The sequence below is a fragment of the Listeria goaensis genome, assembly GCF_900186125.1.
GTDB lineage: Bacteria > Bacillota > Bacilli > Lactobacillales > Listeriaceae > Listeria > Listeria goaensis.
Genome location: NZ_FYBQ01000007.1, coordinates 68,573 through 87,368 on the forward strand (window position 1 = coordinate 68,573; position 18,796 = coordinate 87,368).

At 38.4% G+C, this 18,796-nt stretch carries 18 protein-coding genes and 1 tRNA gene; 7 read left to right on the forward strand and 12 right to left on the reverse strand.

Annotated elements, in window-relative coordinates; genetic code table 11:
• Window positions 1-10 precede the first annotated feature (10 nt).
• The 6 genes from gyrB to dnaA form a co-directional block, all read right to left on the reverse strand.
• Window positions 11-1,948, reverse strand: coding sequence for a DNA topoisomerase (ATP-hydrolyzing) subunit B (gyrB, locus tag CFT42_RS09410; RefSeq protein WP_088810115.1), 1,938 nt, complete (start codon window positions 1,946-1,948; stop codon window positions 11-13).
• A 50-nt stretch (window positions 1,949-1,998) separates the two neighbouring features.
• Window positions 1,999-3,105: a DNA replication/repair protein RecF gene (recF, locus tag CFT42_RS09415; protein ID WP_088810114.1), complete on the reverse strand. Its 1,107-nt coding sequence runs from the start codon at window positions 3,103-3,105 to the stop codon at window positions 1,999-2,001.
• A 12-nt stretch (window positions 3,106-3,117) separates the two neighbouring features.
• Window positions 3,118-3,282 carry an RNA-binding S4 domain-containing protein gene (locus CFT42_RS09420; protein WP_369821470.1) on the reverse strand — a complete coding sequence of 55 codons (165 nt, stop codon included), beginning with the start codon at window positions 3,280-3,282 and terminating at the stop codon, window positions 3,118-3,120.
• Window positions 3,283-3,516: 234 nt separating this feature from the next.
• On the reverse strand, window positions 3,517-4,860 hold the full coding sequence (locus CFT42_RS09425) for an MATE family efflux transporter (protein WP_088816002.1): 1,344 nt from the start codon (window positions 4,858-4,860) through the stop codon (window positions 3,517-3,519).
• 52 nt (window positions 4,861-4,912) lie between these two features.
• Window positions 4,913-6,058, reverse strand: a complete 1,146-nt coding sequence (dnaN, locus tag CFT42_RS09430) for a DNA polymerase III subunit beta (protein WP_088810111.1) — start codon at window positions 6,056-6,058, stop codon at window positions 4,913-4,915.
• A gap of 181 nt (window positions 6,059-6,239) precedes the next feature.
• Entirely contained in the window at window positions 6,240-7,589 is a 1,350-nt protein-coding gene (gene dnaA, locus CFT42_RS09435; RefSeq protein ID WP_088810110.1) for a chromosomal replication initiator protein DnaA, read from the reverse strand.
• 437 nt (window positions 7,590-8,026) lie between these two features.
• Here dnaA and CFT42_RS09440 point away from each other — a divergent pair, with 437 nt between their 5' ends.
• From CFT42_RS09440 to jag, 5 genes are all read left to right on the forward strand, one after another.
• Window positions 8,027-8,494: a hypothetical protein gene (locus CFT42_RS09440; protein WP_088810109.1), complete on the forward strand. Its 468-nt coding sequence runs from the start codon at window positions 8,027-8,029 to the stop codon at window positions 8,492-8,494.
• Between the two features lie 147 nt (window positions 8,495-8,641).
• Window positions 8,642-8,776 (forward strand): 50S ribosomal protein L34, encoded by a 135-nt coding sequence (gene rpmH, locus CFT42_RS09445; RefSeq protein WP_007548627.1) that lies wholly within the window; start codon window positions 8,642-8,644, stop codon window positions 8,774-8,776.
• A gap of 83 nt (window positions 8,777-8,859) precedes the next feature.
• Entirely contained in the window at window positions 8,860-9,222 is a 363-nt protein-coding gene (rnpA, locus tag CFT42_RS09450) for a ribonuclease P protein component (RefSeq protein WP_088810108.1), read from the forward strand.
• Window positions 9,223-9,262: 40 nt separating this feature from the next.
• Window positions 9,263-10,126, forward strand: coding sequence for a membrane protein insertase YidC (gene yidC, locus CFT42_RS09455; protein WP_088810107.1), 864 nt, complete (start codon window positions 9,263-9,265; stop codon window positions 10,124-10,126).
• Complete coding sequence (gene jag, locus CFT42_RS09460; RefSeq protein ID WP_088810106.1) at window positions 10,123-10,743, forward strand: RNA-binding cell elongation regulator Jag/EloR; 621 nt, start codon at window positions 10,123-10,125, stop codon at window positions 10,741-10,743. The genes yidC and jag overlap by 4 nt, the downstream gene beginning before the upstream one ends.
• A gap of 130 nt (window positions 10,744-10,873) precedes the next feature.
• Here the strand turns inward: jag and CFT42_RS09465 are convergent, their stop codons facing one another.
• The 6 genes from CFT42_RS09465 to CFT42_RS09490 all read right to left on the reverse strand — a co-directional run bounded on the left by CFT42_RS09465 (window position 10,874) and on the right by CFT42_RS09490 (window position 15,526).
• Complete coding sequence (locus tag CFT42_RS09465) at window positions 10,874-12,040, reverse strand: metallophosphoesterase (RefSeq protein ID WP_088816003.1); 1,167 nt, start codon at window positions 12,038-12,040, stop codon at window positions 10,874-10,876.
• 100 nt (window positions 12,041-12,140) lie between these two features.
• A tRNA-Val gene (locus CFT42_RS09470) sits at window positions 12,141-12,213 on the reverse strand.
• Between the two features lie 95 nt (window positions 12,214-12,308).
• Window positions 12,309-13,400: a DUF4097 family beta strand repeat-containing protein gene (locus CFT42_RS09475; RefSeq protein WP_088810104.1), complete on the reverse strand. Its 1,092-nt coding sequence runs from the start codon at window positions 13,398-13,400 to the stop codon at window positions 12,309-12,311.
• Between the two features lies 1 nt (window position 13,401).
• Window positions 13,402-13,989 (reverse strand): HAAS signaling domain-containing protein, encoded by a 588-nt coding sequence (locus tag CFT42_RS09480; RefSeq protein ID WP_088810103.1) that lies wholly within the window; start codon window positions 13,987-13,989, stop codon window positions 13,402-13,404.
• Window positions 13,982-14,314 (reverse strand): PadR family transcriptional regulator, encoded by a 333-nt coding sequence (locus CFT42_RS09485; RefSeq protein ID WP_088810102.1) that lies wholly within the window; start codon window positions 14,312-14,314, stop codon window positions 13,982-13,984. Before CFT42_RS09485 ends, CFT42_RS09480 begins: the two co-directional genes overlap by 8 nt.
• 192 nt (window positions 14,315-14,506) lie before the next feature.
• Entirely contained in the window at window positions 14,507-15,526 is a 1,020-nt protein-coding gene (locus CFT42_RS09490; RefSeq protein ID WP_088810101.1) for a LacI family DNA-binding transcriptional regulator, read from the reverse strand.
• A gap of 209 nt (window positions 15,527-15,735) precedes the next feature.
• Between CFT42_RS09490 and CFT42_RS09500 the strand changes: the two genes are divergently transcribed.
• Window positions 15,736-17,427, forward strand: coding sequence for an alpha-amylase family glycosyl hydrolase (locus tag CFT42_RS09500; protein ID WP_088816004.1), 1,692 nt, complete (start codon window positions 15,736-15,738; stop codon window positions 17,425-17,427).
• Window positions 17,424-18,728, forward strand: coding sequence for an ABC transporter substrate-binding protein (locus CFT42_RS09505; protein ID WP_088810099.1), 1,305 nt, complete (start codon window positions 17,424-17,426; stop codon window positions 18,726-18,728). Before CFT42_RS09500 ends, CFT42_RS09505 begins: the two co-directional genes overlap by 4 nt.
• Window positions 18,729-18,796 lie beyond the last annotated feature (68 nt).

Below are 18,796 nucleotides of genomic sequence, written 5' to 3' on the forward strand. Positions count from 1 at the left end.
GGGAAATAATTTAAATATCTAGATTTTTAACGTATTGTGCATTCTCTTCAATAAACTTACGTCTTGGTTCAACGCGGTCACCCATTAACATCTCAAACGTTTCATCAGCATCAATAGCATCATTAATGCTTACTTGTAGCAACGTCCGATTTTCTGGATTCATCGTTGTTTCCCATAATTGTTCAGGGTTCATTTCCCCAAGACCTTTATAACGCTGAATGCTATATTTCTCGCCGTCTAAATCTGCCAAGTAGTCTTCTAGTTGTTTATCGGAATAAACATATTCCACTTGCTTCCCGTGCTTTATTTGGAAAAGAGGGGGTTGAGCGATATAAATGTAACCAGCATCAACAAGCGGGCGCATATAGCGGTAGAACAATGTGAGTAGAAGGGTACGAATGTGCGCACCATCTACGTCGGCATCGGTCATAATAATAAGTTTGTGATATCTCGATTTGGATACATCAAAATCACCGCCAAAACCAGTTCCCATCGCTGTAAAAATCGTTCGAATTTCTTCGTTAGCTAAAATTTTATCTAAACGCGCTTTTTCTACGTTTAAAATTTTCCCACGAATCGGTAAAATTGCTTGGAATAAACGATCACGACCTTGTTTTGCAGAACCGCCGGCAGAGTCACCCTCAACGATGTAAAGTTCGCTAATTTCCGGGTTTCTTGATGAGCAGTCGGCCAGTTTACCAGGCAAGCTTGAAATTTCAAGTCCACTCTTCTTACGCGCCACTTCACGAGCACGTTTAGCTGCTAGACGGGCGCGAGCGGCCATTACGCCTTTTTCAACCATTTTTTTACCCACATCAGGGTTTTCCATCATAAATTTGTTAAGTGCTTCTGAAAACAGTTTATCCGTAATCGAACGCGCTTCGGAGTTACCAAGTTTCGTCTTCGTTTGCCCTTCAAATTGTGGATCTGGATGTTTAACGGAAATAATTGCAGTAAGACCTTCGCGGACATCTTCACCAGACAGGTTTTCGTCGCTGTCTTTAAACAGCTTATTTCGTCTCGCATAATCGTTAATAACACGCGTTAATGCGGTTTTAAAGCCGGATTCGTGTGTTCCACCTTCATAGGTGTGAATGTTGTTCGCAAACGAAATAATCGAGCTTGAGAAGCCTGTATTGTACTGCATGGAAACTTCAACCATAATGCCATCACGTTCACCTTCAATGTAAATCGGTTCCTCGTGAATGACTTCTTTTGCGCGGTTTAAATGTTCCACGTAGGATTTAATTCCGCCTTCATAATGATATTCATTTTTCGTTTCATGTTCTGCACGTTTATCTTCAATGGAGATTTTTAAACCGCGATTTAAAAATGCTAATTCGCGCGTACGCGTACGAAGTGTTTCATAATCAAATTCAACAGTTTCAGTGAAAATTTCTGGGTCTGGTGTGAAGTGAACAATTGTTCCACGGTAATCGGTTTTCCCTTGATTTTCCATATCCATCACAACATTCCCACGTTCAAAACGCTGATAGAATTTTTCACCGTCACGATGAACGGAAACTTCTAAACTTGTCGAAAGGGCGTTGACGACTGATGCACCAACACCGTGCAAACCGCCGGAAACTTTATATCCGCCACCGCCGAATTTACCCCCAGCGTGAAGAACAGTGAAAATAACTTCTACCGTAGGACGGCCAACTTTTTCATTAATACCAGTTGGAATACCACGACCATTATCTTTTACTGTAATACTATTGTCGCTTTCAATCGTGATTTCAATTTCTGTACAAAATCCAGCGAGTGCCTCATCAATTGCGTTATCGACAATCTCCCAAACAAGGTGATGCAAACCGCGTTGACTTGTTGAACCGATATACATACCCGGACGCTTTCTAACCGCCTCTAAGCCTTCTAATACTTGAATTTGATCATCACTATAATCAGATGCATTTTCTTGTACATTTGAAATATTTTCTTCTGACATTTAAGTTCCACCGCACTTTCTTTATTTCTAAAATTATATCAACCTAGTAATCAGGATTTTTTAATGTGGCCATTTTCAACCATATACGTTGTAGCTTTCGTAAGTGTTTCATGATTAATTCCGCTGACACTCGTTGTCGTAACAAAAGTTTGAACTTTGCCCGCAATCGCATTTAATAAGTGAGATTGCCTAAAATCATCAAGTTCACTTAAAACATCATCCAACAGGAGTAAAGGGTATTCGTTTGTTTCTTCATGAATCAAATCAATTTCAGCGAGTTTAATAGATAGCGCCGTTGTTCTTTGCTGCCCTTGAGAGCCAAAAACCTGAACATTTTGCCCATTAACATAAAATAGAGAATCATCCCGATGTGGTCCAATAAGCGTTACACCTCGGTCGATTTCTCTCTGCCGAATCGTCTTCATTTTTTCGAGTAAAGCTGAGATGGAATCTCCTTCTTCAACTAGCGATACTGAAGGTTCATAACTAATTTTAAGCGTTTCAAGCCCCCGTGAAATATCATGATGAATGGGTGCCGCATAACTTTCGAGTTTTCGAATAAATGCATCACGCCGTTCAGTTAGGCGAACGGCCACTTCCGCAAATTGCTCTGTTAAAATATCCAACATGACCGCATCGTATTTTTTCTTCATTTGGGCGAGCTTTAAAAATTGATTGCGTTGCTGTAAAATCCGCTGATACACACTTAAATCGTGCAAATAAACGGGTTGCATCTGACCAATTTCCATATTTAAAAATCGACGTCTAACGCCTGGTGCACCTTTTACAAGTGATAAATCTTCTGGTGCAAACATGACCACGTTTAGGTTTCCTACATATTGGCTCAATTTTTTTTGTTCCAAATGATTAACCTTTGCTTTTTTACCTTTTTGGGAAATAGTGAGTTCGAGAGGGACGCTTTGACCGTGCTTCATGATGCGACCTTCAACTTTTGCTGCGTCAGAATCCCATTTAATAAAATCTTTATCGTTCGTTGTTCGATGTGATTTTGCTAACGCTAGAATTAAAATCGCTTCAAGCAAATTCGTTTTTCCTTGCGCATTTTCGCCAAGAAAAACATTAACAGATGGATCAAATTCGAGCATTAACTCTTCATAATTTCGAAAATTTCGTAAGACTATATTTTCTAAATGCATCTTTCTACACCATTACAGCGCCTGTTCAATTTTTACTTTTCCAGTTCCCGGAATAAGTACAACATCGCCATTTCTCAGCTTTCTCCCGCGTCTGTTATCCTGCTCACCATTGATATATATCGGATGTTCGCTTAAAAAAGCTTTTGCCATACCGCCTGTACTTACAACATCAAGCATTTGTAGCAGTTGCCCGAGTGTCACAAATTCACGATCGATTGTTATTACATTAGCCAAATTTTCACACCCAATCTTTTTTATCTCTACCTTTCTATTTTACTAAACTTTAGCCATAATTACAAAGTTTATTTTCATATAACTCAATTATGGCTTTTTTTACTATTTCTAGTGGGGGGATATTATTTTCTTAAAAACTAAAAAAAACGCCTTTCTGTGACGTTTTTTAAATTTTTCCTATTTTTTTCGAATAACAGCCTTTTTTTGCCAAGCACCTGACTTATAGCGCCAAAGTCCAAGCATTGTTGCCGTAACCCAAGCAACTGGAGTCGCCCACCATAATCCTTCATAGCCCATAACTTTAGAAAGTGCAAAACCAATAATAAGCCGTGAAACAAGTTCAAAAATCCCCATCATTAGAGGCACAAGGGCATCGCCAGTACCACGAAGCGTTTCACGTACAACAAACAAAATCCCCACAACAACATAAAACAAAGACACAATAAGCAAATAACTCACACCAATCTCAATCACTTCTTTTTCTTTTCCGTCTACAAAAAGAAGTAAAAACTGTTTCGCGAAAAGCTGCACAATGAGTGTGATAACTAAACTTGTTATGGTGACAACTTTAATACCCGACCAAAAACCTTTCTTTACGCGGTCCAGTTTGCCAGCTCCAACATTTTGTGCGGCAAATGTGGAAGAGGCAGCGCCGAAAGCAATGCCTGGTTGGTAGGTGAGGGAATCAATTCGGCTGGCAGCAGTATAGGCCGCAACAACAGTCGCTCCGAAACCATTGATTAAACTTTGAATGGCCATATTCCCGATGGAGATGAAAGCCCCTTGAAGCCCTGAAGGCAAACCTATACGAATCATTTCCTGCAAAAGAGGTTTATGTATTTTAAAACGATCTCGCTGAATGCGCATGTAAGGAACATGTTTATAAGCGTAGTAAATGCAAAGTATCGCGGCAATAACTTGTGATAAAACAGTCGCCCAAGCTGCGCCTTGCACACCATAATCCATCCAAACAACAAAAACAAAGTCGAGGAAGATGTTCATAAGTGACGAAAAAATAAGAAAGAGGAGTGGGGTAATTGAATTTCCAAGTGCACGTAAAATCGCCGAAACTCCGTTATATAAACTCATTGGCAAGATGCCGATGAATAAGGTAGTTAGAAAAATATTAGCGTCATTCAATATATTTTCTGGCGTGCGCAGTAGAAGTAGTAATGGTTTCGCGAGTAGCACCCCCACAATGGTGAAGAAAATTCCCGCAACAACGACTGCGATAGAAGCGGTTGCAATGACATCTTTCAATTTATTGTAATCTTGAAACCCAAAATATTGCGCCACAACAACAGCAATTCCACTCATTAAACCGATGATGAGGGAAATCATAAAAAAATTAATAGCGCCGGTTGCACCAACTGCTGCGAGGGCGTCGACGCTAACAAATTTCCCTACAATTACCGCATCAATCATAATGTAGAGTTGCTGAACTAGATTGCCAAGTAGCATTGGCATGGCAAAATAAAAAATTAATTTTGTTGGATTTCCTTTAGTCATATCTTTCATCAAAACGTAAGCACCTCTTCAAAAAGAAAACCCACCAAATCAGGCGGGCTTTTAATTAATACGTACGAACAGGTGTAATAAGTTGTAAAATTTCATTTGGATTTTCTGCATCGCGAGGACGAAGGACGAATGGGCGCATTGTCCCAGCGAAGGAAATTTGAATATCATCACCTTCAAAAGCACGAAGCGCATCCATCATATATTTCCCATTAAACGAAATTTTTAATTCTTCACCTGTAAAACTGTGGCTAAATAGTTTTTCGGAAACATTTCCGACTTCTGGAGAGTTAGAAGAAATTTCAACTTGTCCATTTTCAAGTGTCGTCAATTTAATAACATTATTTCGATTTTCACGCGCCAGTAGGGAAGCACGATCAATTGCTTGTAAGAAAGCTTTCGCATTAATGACTAGCTCTGATTTTGTATCAGTTGGAATTAAGCGCGATGTATCTGGATAGCTTCCTTCCAAAAGACGAGAATAGAAAAGTAAGTCTTTTAATTTAAATAGAATTTGATTGTTTGCGAGAACCATTTCGATGGATTCCGTCGCATCATCTAAAATTTTATTTAATTCAGCTAAACTTTTTCCTGGTATAACAATGTTGTACTCCTCATTAATTTCGGCTTCAAGTGGAATTTCGCGTAACGCAAGTCGGTGGCTATCTGTTGCAACAGCCGTTAGCGTATTGTTTTTAATAATCCAATTGACACCAGTAAGTACAGGTCGCACTTCAATTGCGGAAACCGCAAAAACAGTTTGACGAATAATATTTTTAAGTACGTTGATTGGAATCCGAATTTTTTTACCATCTGAAACTTCTGGTAGTTTCGGATATTCGTAAACATCTAAGCCATTTAAAGTGAAAAAAGCTTGTCCAGAACGAATTGTCGTCTGATTATTTGTTGTAACTTCTATTTCAACATTTTCATCAGGTAAGCGTCGCACAATATCTCCAAAATATTTAGATTGTAAAACGATGCCTCCGAATGATTCTACTTCAACAACGACTTCATCATTTTCAATTAAGGGGATAAATGCCTCGATTGAAATGTCAGAATCGCTACCTGTTAAAGTAACACCTTCATCATTCACCATCATTTTTATCCCTGTTAAAATTGGAATTGTTGTCCGGGAAGAGATAGCACGTGTGACTTCATTTACAGCAAGAACTAGGCGGTCACGTTGAATAACAAATTTCATAAAAATCCCCCATCATCATTTTTTGTAAAACCTTTTAATTAATTAATAAAAAATCGTAGTAATAGTAATAGGCACTGTGGATTTGTGGATAAGTAAGAAAAGGACTTCGTATAAAAAGTTTTCCACATGTTAATAAGTTGTGTATAAGTAAGTTCAAGTTTTCCACATGTCCACAATTCAATTAAACATTCTTACGTAAGTTTTTTTCAATTTCAGCGATATCATTTTTTAAAGCTGTATCACTTTTCAAGAGTTGTGTAATTTTTTCGTGAGCATGAATAACCGTTGTATGGTCACGCCCGCCGAATTCATCACCAATTTTTGGAAGTGAAGCGTCTGTAAGTTCACGGGATAGATACATCGCAATTTGTCTAGGAAAAGCAATACTTTTCGTTCGTTTTTTTGCTTTAAAATCTTCTAATTTAACATGGAAATATTCGCCAACTGCTTCTTGAATACTGCTAATCGTTATAACGGTCGATTTTGAGTTCGGAATAATGTCTTTCAAAGCTTCCGCAGCAAGGCCAGCAGTAATATCTTTATTGACTAAAGAGGAGTACGCGACTACACGAATGAGTGCACCTTCAAGTTCCCGAATATTGGAATCAATTTGGTTGGCAATATAAAGCATGACTTCATTTGGAATGTCAAGGCCATCTGCTTTTGCCTTTTTCCGTAAAATAGCAATCCGTGTTTCAAGATCCGGTGGAGTAATGTCTGTAATGAGTCCCCATTCAAAGCGAGAACGAAGTCGGTCCTCTAATGTTGGAATCTCTTTCGGCGGCCGATCACTGGAAATAATAATTTGTTTTTGTTCATCATAAAGTGTATTGAAAGTATGAAAGAACTCTTCTTGTGTTCCTTCTTTACCAGCTAAAAATTGAATATCATCGATTAATAAAACGTCGACATTCCGATATTTTGTTCGAAATTCTTCGGTCTTATTATCCCTAATAGAACTAATAAATTCATTTGTAAATTTTTCGCTCGATAAATACATAACTTTGGCATTTTCTTTATGTTGCTGTACGTAATGACCTACGGCGTGCATTAAATGGGTTTTTCCAAGCCCTACGCCCCCGTAAATAAATAATGGATTATAGGCTTTTGCAGGCGCTTCGGCAACAGCAAGTGAAGCCGCATGAGCAAATCGATTTCCTGAGCCAATAACAAATGTATCAAAAACGTATCTAGGATTTAACATATGTTTGGCATTGTCTGGATCATTTTCATCCAACATAATTTGGTTAGGTGGGATGGGCTTATAATCAAAGTTTTCATCTTGTTCACCATCAATAAAACGAACTTCAAACAATGTTCCGGTTACTTCTTGCAAAATATTTGCGATAAATTGCGTATAACTTTTTTCTAGCCAATCCCGTACGAAATTATTAGGAGCTGAGATAATAAATGTATTATCTTCTAATGAATGTGCAGTCGTTGATTTCATCCATGTGTCGTAACTTGGTTTACTCATATTTTTTTGGACGATTTGTAGCACATCAGACCAAACATCTTCAATTGGTTGCAAAAAACTCCCCCCTCTTCTTTTTTTATTATTTATCCACAAGCTAGAAAAACAGTGGATAAAGATATCCCGGTACTGTTTAAAAAATATCCACAATGTAAAACGATACTGTGGATAAGTTTAGTTTTCCCCAATTATTTTACTCTTCAACACCTGATATATTATCAAAAAAATGCTTGAATAGCAAGGACTTTCAAAATTGCTCCCCAAACTTATCCACCTGTGAAAAAAAGTTGTCCACAGTATGTGTTATTGTGTATAACTTGTGAGTAGCCATCTGAATAAAATTTAAAATCAATTCAAATTATCCACAATAAAAATCGCAATATGTGGATAATTTTAAAAGAACGTTTAAGTTTATCCACATACTAAACAAAAAATATAAAGCTATGGTAGAATGAAAGTACAGTGTAAATTTGACAAAAAGGTTGTGTTCAAGCATGCATTTTCAGAGATTAATCAATAGTAAAGATTTAGAATTTTACCGAGTTGCTGAACAAAGTAATAGAGAAAAAGCGTTTGGTTATTTAGTCATTTATGATAAAAGGGAACCAGCTGTATTAAAAGATTTTACTGTTTTTTATAAAAGTAGCATTGAACCAAAAATATTTGAAGAAAGCCTTAAAAAAAATCATATTTATGTTCTTTTCTTCCATTTCACAGATATAGAAGACGTCGATGAGATGCCAAAATTTTCGAAAGTTATTCATTTTATAGAAGATTTATTGAAATTTAATGAGTCAAGCTATTACATGGATAATTATTTGATTCAAAAAAATTTATATTTTGAATGCCCACTAGAGTATGAAAAAATTGGTGAGTTTCTTCAATATTTAGAGGAAGTCTCCAAACGAAAAATTCCCTATTTTAAAACAGAGAGAAAAAAATATCTGAATTTATCGCAGTAAAGGGGTTTTTTTGATGTTTAAAATATGGTATGATTATGTGCGGAGTTTATCTAGCTCTATTGACAAATAAAGTTAATTTACGTACAATATTTAAGACTGTCTAATAGATTTAATTCGATTGGACCCATTTATGGGAGGTGTAACAAAGTGAAAAGAACATATCAACCAAGTAAACGTAAAAGAAAAAAAGTACATGGTTTCCGTACACGTATGAGTTCTAAAAACGGCCGTAGAGTTTTAGCAGCACGTCGTCGTAAAGGAAGAAAAGTATTATCTGCGTAGACCACTGAAAAGGCTCAGTGGTTTTTTTATTGGAAGGTTTAAAGTATTTTCTTACTTAGGTAGGACATTCCAAAGGAGTCTGTATGAAAAAAGAGTATCGGATCAAAAAAAATGATGATTTTCAGCTTGTTTTTAAGAAAGGGAAGTCATTTGCTAACCGGCAATTTGTCGTGTATAAATTAAAGAGAGAAGATTTACAACATTTTCGAATTGGTTTATCCGTTAGTAAAAAAATTGGAAACGCTGTCTGTCGAAATCGTATTAAACGTTACATACGACAAGCTTTTCATGAATTTGAGAACGAAATTGATTCGCAAAATGATTATATTATTATCGCCAGAAAACCGGCGGCCAACATGGATTTTCACGAAGTAAAGAGTAGTTTAGAGCACGTTTTAAAAATTGCTAAGGCGATGAAACGTTCTAAAAAGAGCTATTCAAAATGAGTGGGAATTTTAAAAAAGGCGGAATGGGAGGTAATACTTTTTGAAAAAGAAAAAGAACCTGAAGAAAAAACTGTTTATTACAAGTTTAGTCGTTTTACTTATGACAGTTCTTTCGGGGTGTGGGTATTCAACTGACCCAATTACAAAAGACTCTACAGGATTTTGGAGTCATTACATCGTTTATCCTCTATCTTGGGTGATTACTTGGTTTGCAGATTTATTCGGTGGCAATTACGCGATGGGAATTATTGTTGTTACAATCTTAATTCGTTTGCTCATTATGCCACTTATGATTAAACAAATTAAGAGTCAAAAAGAAATGATGAATGTTCAGCCAAAATTAAAAGAACTTCAAGCAAAATATGCATCAAAAGACAATGAAACGAAACAAAAACTGCAACAAGAAACAATGCGTTTATACCAAGAGCATAACATCAATCCAATGATGGGTTGTTTGCCACTCTTGATTCAAATGCCTATTCTAATCGGCTTTTATCAAGCAATTAGCCGAACTGCTGAAATTAAAACAGATACATTCTTATGGATGACGCTCGGAAGTCCAGATCCTTATTACATTTTACCAATTGTAGCAGCCCTAACAACATTTGCCTCATCTAAAATTTCAATGATGGGACAAACACAACAAAATAAATCAATGGCGATGATTATTTATATCATGCCAGTTATGATTTTATTCATGGGGATTACGCTACCATCAGCACTGGCTCTTTACTGGATTATCGGTAACGTATTCACCGTATTCCAAACACTTTTAATAAACAATCCTTTTAAAAATAAACGCGAACTAGAAGCGCGTGAAGCGGCAGAAGCAGAGGAAGCAAGACTTCAAAAGAAAGCTGCAAACATGAAAGCTTCGAAAAAAGGAGGTAAGAAAAGAAAGTGAGAGATATAACTGCGCAAGGACAAACTGTAGAAGAAGCTGTTCAAAATGCACTTAAAGAACTAAAACTTGAAAAAAATCAAGTTGATGTCGAGGTTATGGACGAAGGGAAAAAGGGTATTTTCGGATTAGGTTCACGTCTGGCTATGGTTAAAGTAATTGAAAAAGAAAACGGCACGCAAATCGCGACCGACTATATTTTGGATATTGCTGAAAAAATGGGTGCAAAAATCTCAATTGACGTGGAAGAAGAGGGAAAAGACATCAAAATCCAAATTTCTGGAGAAAACCTAGGCGTTTTAATTGGAAAACATGGTCAAACTTTAAACTCGCTTCAATATTTAACACAACTAATTGCTAACAAACAAACCGAACAATTTAAAAACATTATCATTAATGTTGGCGATTATCGTGAAAGACGTTATGAAACACTTTCTGGACTCGCTAAAAAAATGGGTGATAAAGCAATTAAAACACGGCGTGCAGTACATTTGGAACCAATGCCATCATTTGAACGCAAAATCATTCATGCTATTTTAAGCGAAAATACCAAAGTTGAAACACATTCGGAAGGGCGCGACCCGTACCGTTATATTGTAATTAAACCAGCAAAATCATGAAAAAGACTGATGACAAACAGCAATCTTCGTCGTTAAAGCCTCCGTTCCGCTCCTCACGTACTCAAGTACGCTCCGGTGCGGTACTCGGCTTTGCCTAGAATCTCACCGTTTGTCATCAGTCTTTTGACGTTTAGAATAAATGTGGTAGTTTTTTAGTTAAAGTCGTGTGATGATGTGAGGGGATGGAGTGAATTTGCACGGTAGTGCCGTCAGTGATTGCGGCTGTAAGCAAATTTGCGTGAACACAGCCAGTATCGAGATGCACTTTGTTGTGGATTCGAAATGCATTCGCGCAGGCGACATGACCGAAAAAATGGAATGGAAGTTCTTCAGAAGCTTCTTTTTTCAAAAATAGCAGCTGATCCTGAATGGGCATATCGCGATTTAAATGGAAATTTCGCATTTTACGTAGCGATTTCTCGTCCATTTTGCCTAAATACTTATTTTTACAAGGCGCATGTGTGGCGATAAAACGCCCTTTTAATTCGTAAAAAGGTTTTGCATTTTCTACAAGCGCGTTAAATTTCGCAAGTAATTCTGCATCGGCCTTCAAAACGGGGATTGAGTCGAAATAGGTGTCGACAATTGTTTGATTGGCCCCTTTAATTTCCCCGCGAATATATTTGTAGACGAAACTTTCGTGGTTTCCGAGAACAAAATAAAAATACTTTTGATTTTCAAAGAGAAATTCGACCATCTGCCGCGTTTGTTTGCCCTTATCAATAAAATCCCCTAAAAAAATAAACGCCTGGTCATCAGGCGGGCAAGCCGCAACCCGGTCAGATCCATCAAATTGGAATCCAAAGTCTTCCAGCATGGTTTTTAGCTCCGCTACACATTCATGCGTATCTCCAATAATGTGATACGTTTTATTTTCTGGCAGCAAACAGGTCGCGTACGCCTCGTAATTGCTTGAAATCGTCAAATTCTCACGATAATCCACACGGTGAACCTTGGCGTCACTGAAATGGTGGAACGCCGATTTCGAATCCCCAAAGTCAAAAATTTCAATCGAATATCGATTCTTCAGCGCATGTCGCTTCAAATAATCCAAAAACTCATCCGCCAAGTGCGGCACGCTCACAAAAACATACTCCGTATTTGCCGGATACTGAATCGCTTCCAACAACTTTTGGTCAAAATCACCCGCGTTTTGTTCCAAATGCACAAATTTGGGTGGTACCTCGCAATCCAAAATCAACTGTGGCAAAATGATTTTCTCTAAAAACACTTCTTTCCCTAAGCGATTTAAACCTACTAAAAGGAAAAAAGTATGAATTGACGTTTTAATTTCCATAACAACCCGTCCTTAATGTTTCACGTGAAACAATCATTAATTTTAGTATAGCATAAATATAAAAACCCATTTTCTAACGAGTAGAAAACAGGCTTCAAAATGGTCCCGACTGGTCTCGAACCAGCGACCCCCACCATGTCAAGGTGATACTCTCCCAACTGAGCTACAGGACCGTATAAACCAATGATACGAATTTTAACAGCAGAAGTCAATAACAAAAAAGCCAACACCTTTATTTTGGTTAAAACAAAGTGTTGGCTTGCTAAATTTAATCGCTTATTTTAATGTCACCAGAAGAGGTGACCGCGTTTATTTCGCTAGATGCATTTTTCGAGTTGTTTGGCATTTTAATGTCACCAGAATCTGAGCGCACATTGTAAATGGCTTTAATTCCCGCCGGCAACGTTACATTTACCTCGCCCGAATTGGAATCTACAGTGACCGTTTTTGGTTCCTGATTGAAGGCTAGTTCAATATCGCCGGAGCTCGTTTTGGCCGAAGCGCTTGCCCCGAGTCCATCTAATTCAATTGAGCCAGAAGAACTGGTTGAGTGAACTTTTCCATCTAACTGGCTGCCTTCAATATCACCTGAATTTGTTTCAAGCGAAATTTGTTTCGCACTGAAGTTATCAGCAGAAATGCTACCCGAATTGCTCACCAATTTGATGGCGCTGCCTGTTACATTTTCGGCATCAATATCGCCTGAGGTCGTTTCAGTCGTTAAATCGCCATCAATTCGCGCGGCTTCGATTTCCCCGGAAGAAGCTTTCACATTTGTGTCACCAGTGAGGTCAACTAAGCGGGTGTCGCCAGAGTCATTGTTTACGCTGATTTGGTCAGCATTTGTGCGTTCAAGCTGAATTTCACCAGAAGAAGCGCTCACTTTAAGCGTCTGCAAGCTGCCGTCAGAAACCATCATATCCGACGAATTTCCTTCTACAACAAGTTCTTTAAGAGCTTGTTCTTTGTTTAAATAAATCGTAATTTCTTGTTTGCCATATATATTTATCTTCATAAAGTCAACAAACGGTTCTTTGTTTTTAACTTCAAGGTTAAGCGTGGTGCCGTCATTTTGCACCTCTGTCGTTTTAATTTGTTCGATTTCACTTTTTGTGTAGTGACCAGATACTTCTACATAATTTTTGCCATTTTGACTTTCCTTAAAAATAATATTACTGTCGTGTTCCATATTTAATGTAATATTTTCAACCTTGTCATCTGTCAGTGTAAATGTTTTGTTATAAGCTTCGCCTTTTTCAATCACGTTGCCATTAAATGTGAAAGCAAAGCCAATTCCGCCGATGATAAGTAAAGCTAAGCCGGCAAAGAAGACGCGCCAAGTCCATTTTGTATTTCTCATTTTAACGTCCTCCTTTCAGCGTGTAAGTATGCCAAGAAATGACTAGAACACTTAGTTTTTTAACAAGGTTTGTAAACCAAAGAATAACTGGTAATAGCATTAAGCCTAGGCCGGTCATGGCAATACTTGCAAAGCCTTGATACATTTCGAGTGTTTGTCCAAACATGAGGGAAACGAGTAGTAACACTGGTGATAAAACGAGCGTACCGACTAAAATCCAAAGTGAAATGACAAAACTCCAAATTGAAATGCCGATGGGAATTAAAAGAATTAAATCTAGGAAGATAAGACCGATGAGCAAAATGACTCTTAAGCCTGGTGTGCGTTCTTTTGTGGTCGGCTTTCTTGGAACGTAGTATGTTTCTGGCGGAGTCATAGGGTCTTGAAGTAGTTCTTCGCGTTGTGTGAAGATGTCTTCGGCGATTGATTTTGGCGTGCCGAGGCTTAGGACGATTTCTTCTTCGCTTTTGCCTTCTGCTTCGCCACTTCTAAAGTGTTCGCGGTAATCTTCGAGTAATTCTTCGCGATCAGCTGGATTTAGTGAGGCTAGTCGCTCTTCTAATTCGGTTAAAAATAGTTCTTTATTCATCTCGCACTCCCTCCTTTTCCATTAATTTTGTGACGCTGTTTGTAAAGTTACTCCATTCAAAAATTAATTCATTCAAGTAAATTTCACCCTTTAATGTTAATTGATAATATTTTCGTGAGGGTCCTTCGGTGGACTCTTTCAAATAAGTGGTACAATATTCATCTTTTACAAGTCGTCGTAATACCGGATAAATGGCACCTTCTGCGACTTCAATGTATATGGAAACTTGTTGCGCGAGTTCATAACCGTAGCGGTCCTTGGAACGAATCAAATACAAACAACACAATTCTAGGACGCCTTTCTTAAACTGCGGATTGACTTCCATAAAAAGCCCTCCATTCTTTGCTATATTTATTTTCTCAGTACTGATTATTATTCACTACCCGAATATAGTATACCACTAACTACTGTTCAATGCAAGGTACTAAAATGGAATTGATAGTTTTACTTGGAATTCTAGACATACTTCCTTAAAATAAATCAGGCCGAACAAAGTAACTACTTTGTTCGGCCTGATTTAAATCTCTTTAATGGATTCTCTTATAATCATATTGGTGGAGATGATGGTCTCTTTTGGAATGTTTTGTTCTCCTTTTAATATTTGAAAGAGAAGTTTTGTAGCACTTTGTCCCAGACGATTAATGGGAATGTCAATGGATGTTAGTGGGGGGGACAAAAAGGTTGATGCAACTTTGTCGTTGTAGCCGATGACGGATAAATCTTCTGGAATTTTGTATCCGTGATCAGCCGCCATTTTGTAAATGCTCATGACTTTGATATCATCGGTTGCGAAAACGGCGGTTGGTTTATCGTCGCTTGACATTAATTGTACAGCGGCTTTGTAGCTATCTTCAATTTGATAACCGCTATCAATAATCCAGCTTGCACGAATATCTAGTTGATGGTCGAATAGACAGTTTCTGAAGCCGGCTAGGCGGTCAACGGAAACGTGGTAGTCGAGTGGGGCATGGATACAGGCGATTTTTTTATGACCGTTTTGGATAAGAAACTTGGTTAGGGCGTAGCTGTCGCCAAAATTGTCCGTATCGACGGAGTAAATATTTCGGTAAGCGCCTTCAACTTTCCCCGTAACAACGATAGGAATATTATACGCGTCAATTTTATCAAAAAAGGTTTCGTCTGCGGGTGAACTAAGCATGATAATGCCTTTTATCATCTTTTCTTGGATTTTTGTAAGGCATTTCTGGAGCTCGTCTTTACTATTTTTGGCTGTTTGCAAAATTAAATCAAAATTTTCCCGTTCTGCTTCTACTGAAATCGAATGAATGATTTCTGAAAAATATGGATTTCCTGATGTTGTTTTCGTGGAGCGATTTGAAATGACCATGATGGCATCAAAACCTGAGGAAGTTAGTGCGCGTGCGAGTTTACTAGGCTGATAATCTAATTCTTTAATGGCGCGGAGCACTTTTTCGCGTGCTTCTTCGGAAATATTCGTTTGTTTGTTGAGTACACGTGAGACCGTTGATTTCGATACACCGGCATGTTTCGCAATATCGTATATCGTGGCAGCCAATTCCATCTTCCTTTCTATTTATGGTATCGGTTTTATGAAAAAAGATTCTAAATGTATCTTACTCAATTTTAATGGAATTGTCCAACACGGCAGAATAGAATACGATATACCAAAGCTTTTCGTAAAAAAATTTAAAAATAAATTGACAGAAAGCGCTTTCTATTTTATAATTCATTTTATGGGAGCGGTACCACGAAAAGGAGGTTATCATGGCAAAATTACAAGAAATTTTGGCGCGCATTTATGATGCAGATGTTGTCCCGAAGCTTGCGGATAGAATTGAAGCGCGTATTTTAGAAACAAAAAAGAAAGCGCTTTATAGTAAAGCGGAGTGGGACGAAAAGGATATTGTTTTAATTACATACGGGGATCAAATTTTCAAGGAAGACGAGGCGAAGCTGGCAACATTTAAAACGTTTTTTGATAAATATTTGAAAAATTCGTTTGAACTGGTGCACATATTGCCGTTTTATCCTTATTCTTCAGATGATGGCTTTTCGGTTATTGATTATAAAAAAGTGAATCCGGAGCTTGGCGATTGGCAGGAAATTCAGGCGCTCGCGGACGAAACGCGACTGATGTTCGACTTCGTGTGCAATCATATTTCAAAGGAAAGCAATTGGTTTAAGGGATATTTGGCGGGAAATCCGGAGTATGAGGCGTTTTTCATTGATTTGCCAGCGGATACAGATTTAAGTCAGGTGACTAGACCGAGAGCGACACCACTTTTAACTCCTTTTTTGAAAAAAGATGGGTCTAAAGTGAATATTTGGACCACTTTTAGCGACGATCAAATTGATTTGAACTTTGAAAATCCAGAAGTGCTTTACAAAATGGTGGACGTCTTGCTGTCTTACTTGGAAGAAGGGGCATCTTATGTGCGGCTTGATGCGGTAGGATTTATGTGGAAGGAGCCGGGGACGACTTCAATTCATTTACCGAAAACGCATGAAATCATTAAATTGTTCCGTTTAATTGCGGATACGGCAAAACCAGGTACGGTTTTAATTACGGAAACAAATGTGCCACACCGCGATAATATTAGTTATTTTGGAAATAACGATGAAGCCCAAATGGTTTATCAATTTCCGTTGCCGCCACTGGTGCTCCATGCGGTTAAAAGCGGGCAGGCGTCAGTGCTTTCGGCATGGGCAAGCGAGATTGAAACGCCGTTTAAACAAACAACGTACTTTAACTTTCTTGCTTCACATGATGGCATTGGTTTAAATCCGATTCGCGGTATTGTACCAGAGGAAGAGATTTTGGCGCTTGTGAAATTGCTTGAAGATGAGGGGGCGCTTGTTTCTTATAAAGAAAATCCGGACGGGTCGAAAAGTCCTTATGAGGTGAACGTGACGTATATGGATGCGCTTAATCATATAAATGATGCGGACGATTTGCGTTTGAAGCGCTTTTTGGTGGCGCACAGCATCTTACTTGCGATTCCAGGCGTGCCGGCGATTTATGTGCAAAGTGTGCTTGGTAGTCGTAATGATTATGATGGCGTAGAGAAAACGAAACATAACCGTTCGATTAATCGTAAAAAATATCATTATGATGAAATTACGTCTGAACTGGCGGATTCGGAAAGTTTACGCCATAAAACGTATGATGCGCTAACAAAACTCGTGACGCTACGCAAAAATGAGCCTTTATTCCACCCAGACGTTACGATGGAAGTTTTAGATGGCGGCGAAGAATTGTTTGCTTTAAAACGTGTGAATGCAACGGGTGAAATGATAGTCATTCATAATTTAGCTAATAAAACGGTACATTTTGATTTAGAGGAAGGGAATTACACCGATATTATTTCGGGTAAATCGTATCGTGGGAGCGGTACCTTAGAATTAGAACCATATGCATTTTACTGGTTAAAACCAAATGAGGAGGAAAAATCATGAAAAGAAAAAGCTTAGTTTTACTTGTTGTTGTGCTTGTTTTGGGCGCGTTACTGACGGCTTGCGGAGGTGGGTCTAAAGCGAGTGATGAGAAGGTTACAATTGAATTTATGCACTCTTCGGTGGAAAAAGATCGCCTAGATGTCATCAACAAATTGATTGCCGATTTTGAAAAAGAACATAAAAACATTAAAGTGAAGCAAATTCCGGTTGAGGAAGATGCGTATAACACAAAAGTGGTGACGCTCGCGCGTTCTGGCAAGCTTCCGGCTGTCATGGAAGTAAGTCAAGATTTCGCGAAAGTTATGGATAAGGATAAATTGATTGACCAAGATGCGGTTAAAAATGTGATGGAAACAGTTGGGGAAGATAGCTACTACGAGGGAGCTCGCAACTTAGTTCGTTCTGAGGACGGCAAAAGCTATATTGCGGCACCAATTAGTGGCTGGGTACAAGGCATTTGGTACGACAAAAAGGCTCTTTCAGACGCTGGTTTTTCGGAACCAAAAAGCTGGGACGATGTTTTGAAAATTGCAGAACACTTTACGGATGCAAAAAATAAAAAGTATGGGATTGCAATGCCAACAGCAGAAAGCACAATGAGTGAGCAAGCCTTCTCTCAGTTTGCTCTTTCTAACAAAGCGAATGTTTTAAATGCTGACGGCGATATTACAATCGATACGAAGCCGATGAATGAGGCGCTCTCTTACTATAAAGAGCTTTCGCAGTACACGATGCCAGGCTCGAACGATGTTACGGAAATTAAAGATGCTTTTATGAATAAAACGGCGCCAATGGCGATTTACTCAACTTATATTCTGCCCGCTGTGTTTGAAGACGGCGACGCGAGCAACATCGGTTTTGCGATTCCAGAACAAAAAGAAAAAGCTGTTTATGGTACGGTTTCAGGTTTAACGATTTCGGCAGGGCTTGATGAGGCGCAAAAAGAAGCGGCAAGTACGTTTGTTGAATTCTTATCGGAACCGAAAAATATGGCGTCTTGGGTACTGATGTCACCAGGCGGTGCGCAACCGGTTAATAAGGACGTTTTAAAAGAAGACGCGTACAAAAATAATGAAGTCGTTCAAGCATTTGGCGACCTTTCGAATGAAATTGCAGCTTCGTTTGACGAAATCCAAGTTTTCGGACTTGTTGACGGCAAAAACTTCACGAAGATGGGGGATATTACGAGCTCGGGCATCATCGCTCAAATGGTTAACAATGTAACCGTTGGCGGCGGCAGTCCTTCGAAGGATTTAAAAGAGGCGCAAGCTAAAGCTGAATCAAATGCATCAGGGAAATAAAAAAGGATGGCACTCTTTTGGTCGAAATTTTAGAAAAGAGTGCCGTTCCGCTTCAAGAATAGGCGTAA